This is a genomic window from Actinoplanes subtropicus, assembly GCF_000721705.1.
In the GTDB taxonomy this organism is placed as follows: domain Bacteria; phylum Actinomycetota; class Actinomycetes; order Mycobacteriales; family Micromonosporaceae; genus Actinoplanes; species Actinoplanes subtropicus.
Map to the genome: position 1 here is coordinate 1 of NZ_JOJL01000077.1, position 11,235 is coordinate 11,235.

Genomic DNA, 11,235 nt, shown 5'->3' on the forward strand with positions numbered 1-11,235 from the left:
ATCAATCACCAGACACCACGCGAAGCACGTGTCTGCTATCGTCCACCCATCGCCCTCGCGGCATAAAACTCCGGTGTCCGGTCCCGGGGTGGAACTTCACACCCCAAGACATACAGGAACCTCTCTGCCCGACCCACCAGCACCAACATGCTGTGGATCAACAAGGATTACCTGCATATCAAGCAGCAGAGTGCGACCAGATGGAGAGTGCGCAAACGCCCTCGCTCCCACTGCCTGTCACCGAGGGGTGGGGCCACCTGCGTGCCTCAGTCCAAAGGCGTTGACGCGCAGCCAGCTGGGAGCCGGGCCTGGGAGGCCCGCCCCCGGGATCGTCACCAGCCGCCGGAGTCTCCGCCGAATGCGCCCAAATCAAGTTCGCGAACGGCGCCAACTGTCGAGCCGCAGCACGCAGCTCGGGGAGCGCCGACTCGTCCTTGGCGAGCACGTCAAGGAACCGCTCGAGCTCGGCGGCCAAGCTGATCATCTCGCGGCTGATCCGCTCCACCTCTACGTCGCTGGAAGTGAACAGCTCGAACTGCGCAGCAGTAGTGATCTGCTCCATCAGCGGCTCGCCGCCGGCCTGGTCAGGGCAGTAGCGGCGCACCAGCTGAAACCCGATAAGGTCGGCTAGCAGCTCCAACGCTCGGGTGCACCAGCCCTCGGTCAACGGATACGCATCTCGGGCCGGCACCGTCTCCGCGTCGAGGAGCACGGCCACGATCCGGGCCTGGAAGAAGCCGTTGAACGCGTACGCCAGCTGAACCGGGGCCGGCGTCCCCCTCCGGCATCTGCCGCAGCGCTTCCGTCGCGTCCGCCGGCCTGCCGACCAGCGCAGACGGCCGCGGTCCATACCCAGGATCACTCCCCGGGTCACTCCGACGCACCCGATCGGCGGGCCCACTCATCCATCCTCTTCGCTGTCGGCCGACCACCAGTCCAGCACCCGATCGAGCGCACTGAAGCAAAGGAGAAGCCAATGTGGAACGGCCTCGATGTGGCCGAGCAGCCCGGTCAAGATGAGCGAATGGTGCCGCCGAGGAATATCTGTCCTCCACCGGTATACGAGCCCTGCGGGCACTGTTTCTGAGGTGTAGTACCTGGTAGACGCGCTGGAAACGACCTTTAGTTGTCACCTACCGCCAGCGCTATCTCGACTTGCGATAGGTCCCTCTTGCGCCATATTGGTCAACGATCTCAACAGTTCTGCTGCGTGAGGGGTCCCGGCAGCTACTTCCAGCTTCAACTCGTCGATGTCGCCTCGTTCAGCCAGCAAGCCCGCCAAACGGGTGGCTGCGATCTGATCCCCTGCGTTGGCGCGCTGACGCAATTCATCGACGTCGCCCCGCTCGGTTAGCAGGCCCGCCAGGCGATCGGCGGCATTCGGATCTCCGGCGTCGGCACGCTCGCGCAATTCTTGGACGTTGCCCTGTTGGGCCAGCAGGCTAGCGAGCTGTCCGGCCGCGAGGTCACTGCCTGCGTCAGCGTGTGGACGGAGGACCCCAATCGCGTCCTGCATCCGACCGTGTTCGGCCAGCGTGCGCGCTAGCCAGTCGGCCGTGGTGACGTCGCCAGCGTCGGCGTGTGGATGCAGCAGTGCGACCGCTTCCTCGATGCGGCCCTGGTTTTCAGCAAGTGGGCGAGGTTGATGCGGGCAATGCTGTCACCAACGTCGGCACGCTGCTGCAGTTCCTCAACGTGGCCCTGCTTGGCCAGCAGTCCTGCGAGTCGGGCGGCGTCGATCCATCCTCCGGCGTCGGCGCGGGGCCGGAGAAAGTCAATGGCTTCCTCGACGCGCCCTTCCTCGACCAACAGGTCAATGAGTCGTTCGGCGACGTAGCCGTTCCCGGCAGCAGCGTGCTCACCCAGCACGGCAATTGCTTCCTCGACGCGGCCCTGTTCGGCCAGGAGGTCGGCCAGCCGAAGGGGTGCGTTCCATGCACCTGCGTCCGCGCGCTGACGGAGGAAGACTATCGCTTCCTCAGCCTGGCCCTGCCGAGCCAAGCAGACGGCCGCCACCTCATCACCGGCCTCGGCACGCTGTCGCAGTTCGTCGAGGTGACCCTGCTTGGCCAGGAGGGCGTCCAGCAGGCCGGCATCGCTGCCCGCGTCCGCGTGCGGCCGCAACACCTCGATCGCTTCCTCTATCTGACCCTGCTGTGCGAGGAGGTGACCCAGTTCCTCCGAAGAGCGCTTATTGCCAGCCTCAGCGCCAAAGCGCAGAATCGCAACCGCTCCCTCCACCTCGCCCTTACCAAGCAATTGGCGAGCCAGCAACTCGATCCCTACTTCCAACTTGAGCCCCACCTCGTCGCCAGCGTGGGCGCGCAGGACACCGACCGAATCTGCGGCTCGGCCCCGGTCAGCAAGGGACAAGGCAAGCCGGACAGCCCCGATCTCGTCGCCGCCCTCGGTGGCGAATCGGTAGAATGCTTCGGCGTAGTGATGTTGGCCGCGTCGTTGGGCATGTTCGGCGAGGTGGAACGCGTCTTTGGGATCGTGGTGGTCCAGCATGGCCTGCCAGGCTCTGTCGGGCAGTTGCTCGGCGCGCCGGACGCCTCGGGCGTGTTGGTACAGGTAATCCGCGACGGTGTACCCACCGATGCGGCCCATCCCGGCCGGCACGGGGGCGAGCGTGGACGCCGCGCCGTGCAAGGGTGTTGTTGCGTACGCCATGGCGTGGTCAAGCCAGTCTGCGGGGGCGGTGGCCCGCTGTGCGGGCGTGAGGTAGGCGGGTGCTGCGGCGTCCAGGAACTCGCGGGTGACGGGCGCGGTGGCGCCGACGCGGCGGGCGTCGAGCGCGGCGGTGATGACCGCTTTGCCGTAGCACTGGTTCGCGGGGGCGTTCTCCCAGTGGTTGACCAGCGCTGGCCCAGCGGCCATCACCTGCGCGAACCCGGCGTCCGGAGTGTCCAGGGCAGTGCGGACGCGCAGGTCGGCGGCTAGCGTCTCGGCGCGCCGGCGCTCGTCGCGACTGAGCACCTCGGGCACGCTGACCATGCGGGCCAGGCGGAGTAGTTCCCGGTCGTTGGCGCACGGGTCTGGTTGGCCGGGGATGCGGGGCGCGGTGCGGGTGTTGTACTCGTCGGGCCACAGCGTGGCCACCACCACAACACCGGCGGTCAACAGTGTCCGCAGGACGCCGACCGGTAAGCCGCCTGGATGATCGAGGTAGCGCTGCAACTCGTCCAGCCACACCACCGTGCGGACCGTCGGCTGGGCGGCGAAGGCCTCCAGCGCCGCCGTGTCGGCGGGATGGAGGAGCCACCATTCGGCCAGGTCGTCGCGAACCGCTTCGAACAGCGCCCGGGTCTTTCCCACCGACGAGCCGCCGACCAGCAGCACGAACCCGCCCGAGTCCGCCGATGCGGTGACCGCCGCGCGCAGGTCAGCGTCCAGGTCCCGCGGCACGTACGGCGGTAGCTCGCCTTCCGCCCCCTTGATCTGGATCGCGGCGTGCACCCCCAGCCGCCGCGGCAGGGCCTCCCGTACCCGCACCGCACCGGCCGGAGCCCGCAGATGACTGGTGGACACTCGTTCCCAGGCTGCCAGCCACGGGACCTGCGCATCGAGGCTCAGCTCGCACGCGGTCAGAAAGGTGACGACGGTGTCGCGCCCGGGCACCGACTTGCCGTTCAGCATGTTGCTAACCGTTGAGGCGGGCAGTCCTCCGCGCACCGCGGCCGCCTTGTCCAGTTCCTTGTACGAACGGGCACCGCGTAACCAATTCAGGGCAAGCGCCAACTCCGGCAGCGTCTGCACCCGCTCCGGGTCGGGGCCGCCACTACCCGCCCGGGAACTCGCGTTGCCCATCCCGACACCCTTCGGTGGGATCCACCGAACCCGACTGAACCAGCGTAGGACGCGGCACAAGCCCGGGGCCATTGCCGCTGCTGACCCGGTTGAGGGACGACCGAGCCCTTCGGCTTCCTTCCAACCCGATGCCGAACGTGCCGACCAGGAGCTTTCCTCGGAGGCGTCCCAGGGAGAACCGGCCGGCTCCTCCCGCCCGAACCCCGTGACGGGAGCGCACCATGACACCTCAGAGCCCCGAGAAGACCTGGCAAGAAAAGATCACCGTCGCCGCGATCGCCGGCCTCATCTCCGGCGTGACCCGAGCCTTCGCCGCCAAGATCTTCGAGCACCTGACGTCCTGCTGACAGTGGCCACGCGGGACTGGCCGAACCGGCCAGGCCCGCGTGGCGATCGTTCAGGAATACCGCACACCCGGAATATGTGCACTCCACCAGTAATCGCCCGACTCAACCCGCACCTGCCCGCCAACGAAGACGGGATGGGCGGGTGAGCCTGCGGGTCGTGCCGGTCACCTTCGCACAGGCGTGCGCGTTCATCACCGACTGGCACCGCCACCACCGACCACCGCAGGGACTGGCAGCGTCGCGTATTCGATCAGAGCGAGTTCGTCAGCCCAAGGGGGAAGCCGCCACGGTGCGTAGCGCTCGGGCAGTTGATCAGGCAATCACCTTCGGTCGGGGCGCGGGCCGCCGATGCGGACCAGGTCGCCGTCGGGGTCGGTCAGGCCGAACTCGCGCAGCACTTCCGCAAGGTCAATATCGTCGGGTTGACCGCTGAGCGGACGTCGAAAGGCGGGACTCATCGGCTACCTAGAGTGATACGTCCGTGCTGTCGACGGGGCCCTGAGTAGCCGAGATGAGGGCGCTCGATCATGCTGGCGTGCCGCCGGCAGATGCAGCTCGGCGCCAACAACGTCCGCTTCTGCCGCTGCGTGCTCAACACAGCAGCCATGACGCGACTCGGCGGAGCATCGGTAGAGATGCTCCGCCGAGCGAGGGCGCCGTCAAGCATCAGGACGGTAGCTTCCCGATCGATCAAGCGGCAAGTCATACGCAGTTGTTCCGTGATCCGGATGCGAATGGTGGTCGGTGGGTACGGCTGGGTCCGAGCCGTCGACTGGCTATCGCGCCGGCTCTTTGCCCGACGAGCGGAACGGTCGAATTGCGCGACCCCGCTCTGGCACACGACCATAAGCAGGCACACGCTCATGCCTGTACTTGCCGATAACTACGTCCGTACTGGTCAGAGGGCGTTCCGGCAGGCGAGGGCAATTTTGGTTCGTCGAGTCTCGGTGTCCTGATGGCCCTCGTCGTTGGTGACCACACGATGATGCTGTCTTATGCTGTTGCGACTGGCATACCTGGGATTCACGAACGCGTTCGCGTTGCTGCGGCTGCTGCCCGGCAGCGACCGCGACAAAGATGCGGAGATCCTCGCCTTGCGGCATCAGCTGGCGGTGCTGCACCGTCAGCTCGGCGGGCAGCGGGTCCGGTTCGAACCGGCCTACCGGGCATGGCTGGCTGCGCTGCTCAGCACGCTGCCCAGGCCGGCGTTGCAGAACCTGCGGCTGCTGGTGCGGCCCGACACTGTGCTGCGCTGGCACCGTGACCTGCACGCCCGCCGCCACGCGAGCGCGTCGCGTCCCGCCGGCGAGGACGGCCACGCACCGTCCGTTCGATCCGGGCGCTGGTGCTGCGCCTCGTGGCGGAGAACCCGTCCTGGGGATACCGGCGGGTGCACGGGGAACTACTCACCCTCGGGATCAAGCTCGCCGCGTCCACGGTCTGGGAGATCCTGCGCGAAGCCGGGATCGATCCCGCCCCGGACCGCGCGGCCACGACCTGGGCGCAGTTCCTGCGTTCGCAGGCCGAGGCGCTGCTGGCCGCGGATTTCCTCGAGACGATCACCCTCACCGGCACCAGGCTGTACGTCCTCGCGGTCATCGAACACGCCAGCCGCAGGATCCGGATCCTCGGCGCCACCGCGCACCCGAGCGCGGCGTGGGTGACCCAGGCCGCCCGCAACCTGGTGATGGACCTCGAGGACGCGCGGTGCCGGGTGGAATACCTGATCCGCGACCGGGACGGCAAGTACCCGGCCCTGTTTGACACGATCCTGGCCGACGCGGGGATCGAGATCGTGCTCAGCGGCGTCCGGATGCCCCGGACGAACGCGGTGATGGAACGTTGGGTACGGACCTGCCGACGCGAACTGCTCGACCGGACCTTGATCCTCAACCAGCGACACCTGCTGCACGCGCTACGCGAGTACGAGGCCTTCTACAACACCCACCGACCTCATCAAGGCATCGCCAACGCCCGACCGCTGGCCCTGCTACCCGAGCCGATCACCGACCCGGACCGGCTCGCCCACCTGAACATCCATCGACGCGACCGCCTCGGCGGCATCCTGCACGAGTACGATCAAGCCGCCTGACCAGCCCGGATGGCATTTCCGGCAAGTACAGCGTCGGTGTTGATGTCCAGGTTGCCCAGCCCCTCCGCAACTGGCGAAGAAGATCCACCGGAGCGTCCACAGTGGATAGTGATCGACAGTCGGTCGACAGGGACCTCGACCATGATCGAGACAGCGCGGTCCGCATCAGCACTGGTCAGCACCCATCGGCACGGACCCCGCCGAAACAGCACATCGACAACGGAGCACCATCGGAGCACCACGCTCCCACATCGTGGAAGATCATGGCACACTCTGGGAAAGAATCAAGGCCGTGACCGGCGTTTCCGCTGGTCACGGCCTTGATCGTGCTGCGCGCCCGAAGGGACTCGAACCCCTAACCTTCTGATCCGTAGTCAGATGCTCTATCCATTGAGCTACGGGCGCTCGTACAACTACTCTCCGTGACCACGCGTACTGGTGCGTCCACGGGGTCGCGGTTGCGTATCCGCAGGTCCAGGGGTTTTGCTACTCCCCGGCCCTGCGAGGAACGACTCTAGCATGCCGCCGAGTGGGGGCCTGCGTGCCGGTGGGTGTCGCATAGTGCTGCACCGTGTCCCGACGTCCGATCACCATCCGAGCACCACGCCACCACATCGTCATCTTCACCCAAGAGTGCATCTGACTCGGCAGACCCACTCTAGATGATCGGACGCGGCCACCGCGAGGTGATTTCCAGCCAAACGCGGGTGACGAGATCAGGTCAGGGCCTGGGCGGCAACCACGGCGCTTCGGCTCACCGGCCCCGTCGACAGCGGCGTACGTACCGCCGAATGACGCACTCGACATCCGCCAACCGTCACGCTCAGCCATTGGGTGGTGCAGCCTGGCGGCATAGCACCTATAGTCGGCTTAGAACATGCGTTCGATAGGCGCCCGCGAATCGCTGGTCAGCACGTACCACTGCTACTGTGACTTTCAGTCTTAGTTGTCACTTTTCGACGATAGTTGTCACCGATCGTCCACTGCCGTGATCGTCTGCGCTGAGCCGAAGCGCGGTAGTTGTCACGTAGGCAGGCGTGTTGTCACCGCCGAGCGCCCTGATCTTCTTGCAGCCGCCGACCGGCAGCCTCGCCTCCGCCACTCGCGCTGGATTGCCGGGAGTGCCCGGTCGACGCTCGGGTCGCGGCCAGATGTGCGCATCGGTAGGCGGTGGTATCGCGCGTCGGGCAGCGATCTCCTTTCTGCTGAGCACTAGCGCCGACAGGTTTGCTGTGGAAACCTATTGGCATGACTACCGACTCGCTTCCCGCCAACGGTGATCCCCGCCAGCTGCTGTCGGACGTGCATGCCCTGGCCCGCCGGGTGCGCCTCGATCAGCGGCTGACCTGGGTCACGCTGCTGGTGCTGGCCGTGGTGACGTACCTGGGTATCTGGTTCGACGTGCACTTCATGTCGGTGCACTGCACAGCCGAGCATGTCTGCCGATTCTCGCGTCAGGGCGTGCTGTACTACTGGCCCCCGGTTCTCCTGCTGGCCTACGCCGCGATCGCCTACTCCTACATCCGGGTCGCCCGAGCGCGCGGGCTCGGCGCGCGGGTCATGCCGTACGCGATCACCGGCGCCGTGACGACGCTGCTGTTCACCGCCGCCTGGGTGGCGGAGAGGATCTATTGGGCGGGCCGGGCGTTGCCGGCCAACCCGCAGCCGACCCCGTCGTGGGTGCTGTTCGTCGATCGCCTGATCGGGCCGTGGGGCATGATCGGGATCGCGCTGCTGGTCCTCGCCCGGCTCGAACGCAATGTCGCGCTGTTCGCCTTCACTGTCGGTTACCTGGCGGTGGTACTGGTACCGATCAACTTCGGCTGGATCGGCAACGGCGGCAACACCCGGACGTACTGGGTGCCCGGCCAGGTCATCAGCGCGACCGTGCTGCTGCTGGGTGCGGCCGGGTTCGCCTTGGCCGGTCGTCGGCACCGGTGAACGTCATGATCGACGCTCCCGATCCGGACGCCGCACACCCGATCACCGGGTTGGACGACGTGGTGCACCAGAGGGTCCGGCTGGGCATCCTCGCCATCGCGCACGAGGGCCGCCGGGTCGAGTTCGGTTATCTGCGTACTCAGTTGGACCTGACCGCCGGCAACCTCTCCAAGCACTTGAGCGTGCTCGAAGCCGCCGCCCTGATCGAGGTCGAGAAGGGCTACGAAGGCCGCCGCGGCCGCACTTGGATCACCCTGACCCCCGCCGGCACTACCGCGCTCGCCGACGAGATCGCACGCCTCAAACAGCTCATCGCCCGAGTCGAGACCAGCGACACCCCGGAGGACCGATGACCACCGCATTGACCCGCCGACACTTGCTCGCCGCCGCCCTCGCCGCCGGGGCCGCCGGGCCGCTCGCCGGAGCCGGCCTCGCGTCGGCGTCGGCGGCGGCCAGCCGGCCCAGCCTCAGCCGGCCCCGCCTCAGGCTGCCCGCGCCGACCGGGCCGTACCGGCTCGGCACCGTGTCGCTGCATCTGATCGACACGTCCCGCCCGGACCCCGTCGCCGGTCCCGGTCGCTACCGCGAGCTGATGGCGAGCGTCTGGTACCCCGCGACACCGGACGCCCGCCGCTATCCGGCAGCGGTGTGGCTGCAGGACGCCCCGCTACGCGGCCTGCTCGCCGACAATGACCTCCCGGTCAACGTCGCCGCGGCGCCGCTCACGGCCGGCCGCGAGGCAGCACCGGCCCTGCGAGCACTCGGCCGGCGGCCCGTCATCGTGTTCTCCCACGGCTCCAACGGGCACCGCTCCGAAACCACCATCATCGTGCAGGAACTGGCCAGCCACGGCTACGTCGTGGTCACCGTCGACACCCCGAACGACGCATTCATCGAATTCCCCGACGGCCGCCTCGCCGTCCCCGACGACGACCTGCCGACCACGCCCTGGGACCACGCCGACGACATCCCGTTCGTCCTCGACCGCATCGAGGACCTCGCCGCCGGCCATAACCCCGACGCGGAACACCGACGGTTGCCGGAGGGGCTGGCCGAGATCCTCGACCTGCGCCGCGTCGGCATGTTCGGCTACTCCAAAGGCGGCACCGCGACCGCCCTGGCCATGATCGGCGACCAGCGGATCCGGGCCGGGCTCAGCCTGGACGGCCCGATGCAATGCCAGCCACCGATCACCACCGACGTCGACCGGCCATTCCTGATGATGACCGCGACCTTCACCCGCGCCGCCGACTCCAGCGCCGCCGAGTTCTGGACCCACCTGCGAGGCTGGCGCCGCAACCTGCAGATCGACGGCGGCACCGAAATCTCGTACTCCGACGCGGTCTGGCTACTGCCCCAGATAGCCCGGCTCACCGGGATGAGCGACCAAGACCTGGCCGGTTGGATCGGCACGTTCAACCCGAACCTGGCGGTGAAAATCCAGCAGACGTACCCGCTCGCCTTCTTCGACCTGCACCTACGCCACCGCAGGCAACCCCTGCTCGAAGGCACGAACCCGGCCTTCCCCGGGGTGCATTTCATCCCCTGACCCGAACGGGCAGCGCCGGGGCCGACTTCCGCACGCTCATCGCGTGGCGGGTGGCGGACGCCGCTCTGCACTGGATCTCGTACGCCGACGACCGAAACCCACGAAGCTCTGGTGACAGGTAGCGCGCCTTATCGGTGCCAACAAGCGTGCTTTGCCCGAACCGAACCCGCAGGTCAGGCAGCCTCCGCGGTGTCAACTACCGTGCTTCGGCTCATGCGCCCCGTATGCATCGATGACCTGGGTCAGCTGGCGGCCGTGCGGTTTCGTATTGCGTTCGCCGCCGTCAGGCCAATTTCTGCATACTGCCACCATGCAACACCCGCACCAGCGCGCCATCGCCCACGTCACGACACTGGCCAGTGGCGAACCAGCAGACCCGTCCTGCCGGGTGACGCTGCATTTCCATCCTGATCGACTCGTGTCCGGAACACCGATCCTGCAATTGATGGCTCGAGAGGGGTGTACCGGTCGCAGTTCGAGACCGGTACCAGCAACGGTGGTCTGACCGCATACCCCGATGGCGACCGGTGGCGGTGGGAGAGCCGCATCTTCGCCGCCGCCTACGACCACGGCCCGGCAGCGGACCGGCCCAAATACGGATCGCTGAGTTTCCGTGGGCGCCGGGTCGGTGGCTCACCGCGATTCGGCTCCGCGTACCTCCGCCTCGCCCCGCACACGCTGCCCCGTGTCACGTTCTGCTACCCGGACAGCGCCGCCGAACCCGCCCATTTCGGCGTCGCGTCCCGACTGTCGACCCTGATCGCGATGGCAGAGGCGGACAACAGGGACCCGCTCGATGACTACATCGAGGCCCACGTGCACGGCGTGGTCGACCTAGCCCGCGACGTTGAAGCCCTCGTCCTCGACCCCTGCTACCAGGCCACCCCCGTCGAGGCCGCCGCCACGCAGCTGCCGTGCCCGATCGAATGGCACGACGGCTTCACCCTGACCACGACCGAACTACGCCGCCACCCCCACTACCGAGGTCCCGAGTTCGTCGACCTCGGTGTCTCACTCGCCCGCGCCGGCCGTCTCGATGCTCGCATCCTCGGCGACGCATCCCGCACCGGCCGGTTCGACGAGCAAGCCCTCAAACACGTCTGGCACTACGTGGCCAGATTCGGCAACCCCGAAATGCACGCGCATGATCAAGACGAGTCACCAGTCTGCGAAGATCACCTCAATGAGTGCCACGGGTGACAATTACGACTGAAATACCTGCGCTGGTGACAACTGCCCTAAAAAGACGGTGACAACTATCGCCGAAACGTCAGTCCCGCCTCGCAGGCAACGGACACCACCCGGTGACAACTACGGCTGAAGGTCACAGCTACTGCTGCGCCTTCCCTCGCAGCCCGCACCACCGAGGGGAGGCAGCATGCCCGCCAGTCGCAGCACCTGGGCCGGGGCGATCCGTACCGCCGACGACGTGCGCCGCCTCCTCGACGACACCAACGCCGCCGGCACAACCAACCTGACAGCGCTCGCCCGGGCCG

9 protein-coding genes and 1 tRNA gene are annotated in these 11,235 nt (G+C 67.3%); 6 read left to right on the top strand and 4 right to left on the bottom strand.

What is annotated here, in order from left to right; genetic code table 11:
• Positions 1 to 178: 178 nt before the first annotated feature.
• From IH26_RS0151400 to IH26_RS0151415, 3 genes are all read right to left on the bottom strand, one after another.
• Complete coding sequence (locus IH26_RS0151400) at positions 179 to 718, bottom strand: hypothetical protein (RefSeq protein ID WP_157437875.1); 540 nt, start codon at positions 716 to 718, stop codon at positions 179 to 181.
• 411 nt (positions 719 to 1,129) lie between these two features.
• Positions 1,130 to 1,516 carry a hypothetical protein gene (locus tag IH26_RS60945; protein ID WP_157437876.1) on the bottom strand — a complete coding sequence of 129 codons (387 nt, stop codon included), beginning with the start codon at positions 1,514 to 1,516 and terminating at the stop codon, positions 1,130 to 1,132.
• A 26-nt stretch (positions 1,517 to 1,542) separates the two neighbouring features.
• Positions 1,543 to 3,810 (bottom strand): hypothetical protein, encoded by a 2,268-nt coding sequence (locus IH26_RS0151415; RefSeq protein WP_157437877.1) that lies wholly within the window; start codon positions 3,808 to 3,810, stop codon positions 1,543 to 1,545.
• Positions 3,811 to 4,031: 221 nt separating this feature from the next.
• Between IH26_RS0151415 and IH26_RS64160 the strand changes: the two genes are divergently transcribed.
• Both IH26_RS64160 and IH26_RS62490 read left to right on the top strand, forming a co-directional pair.
• Positions 4,032 to 4,157: a hypothetical protein gene (locus IH26_RS64160; RefSeq protein WP_281179868.1), complete on the top strand. Its 126-nt coding sequence runs from the start codon at positions 4,032 to 4,034 to the stop codon at positions 4,155 to 4,157.
• Between the two features lie 1,345 nt (positions 4,158 to 5,502).
• Positions 5,503 to 6,249, top strand: coding sequence for an integrase core domain-containing protein (locus IH26_RS62490; protein ID WP_245666062.1), 747 nt, complete (start codon positions 5,503 to 5,505; stop codon positions 6,247 to 6,249).
• A 332-nt stretch (positions 6,250 to 6,581) separates the two neighbouring features.
• On the opposite strand, the gene IH26_RS0151430 is transcribed toward IH26_RS62490, so the two are convergent.
• Positions 6,582 to 6,654 (bottom strand) — tRNA-Arg (locus tag IH26_RS0151430).
• Positions 6,655 to 7,497: 843 nt separating this feature from the next.
• Between IH26_RS0151430 and IH26_RS0151435 the strand changes: the two genes are divergently transcribed.
• The 4 genes from IH26_RS0151435 (at position 7,498) to IH26_RS55130 (ending at position 10,939) form a co-directional block, all read left to right on the top strand.
• Positions 7,498 to 8,190 carry a hypothetical protein gene (locus tag IH26_RS0151435; protein WP_030443632.1) on the top strand — a complete coding sequence of 231 codons (693 nt, stop codon included), beginning with the start codon at positions 7,498 to 7,500 and terminating at the stop codon, positions 8,188 to 8,190.
• A 5-nt stretch (positions 8,191 to 8,195) separates the two neighbouring features.
• A complete protein-coding gene (locus IH26_RS0151440; RefSeq protein ID WP_030443633.1) occupies positions 8,196 to 8,543 on the top strand; it encodes a transcriptional regulator in 348 nt (115 codons plus the stop codon).
• Positions 8,540 to 9,739: an alpha/beta hydrolase family protein gene (locus IH26_RS0151445; protein ID WP_030443634.1), complete on the top strand. Its 1,200-nt coding sequence runs from the start codon at positions 8,540 to 8,542 to the stop codon at positions 9,737 to 9,739. Before IH26_RS0151440 ends, IH26_RS0151445 begins: the two co-directional genes overlap by 4 nt.
• Before the next feature lie 459 nt (positions 9,740 to 10,198).
• Positions 10,199 to 10,939, top strand: a complete 741-nt coding sequence (locus IH26_RS55130) for a DUF3626 domain-containing protein (RefSeq protein ID WP_245666063.1) — start codon at positions 10,199 to 10,201, stop codon at positions 10,937 to 10,939.
• The last annotated feature ends 296 nt before the right edge of the window (positions 10,940 to 11,235 follow it).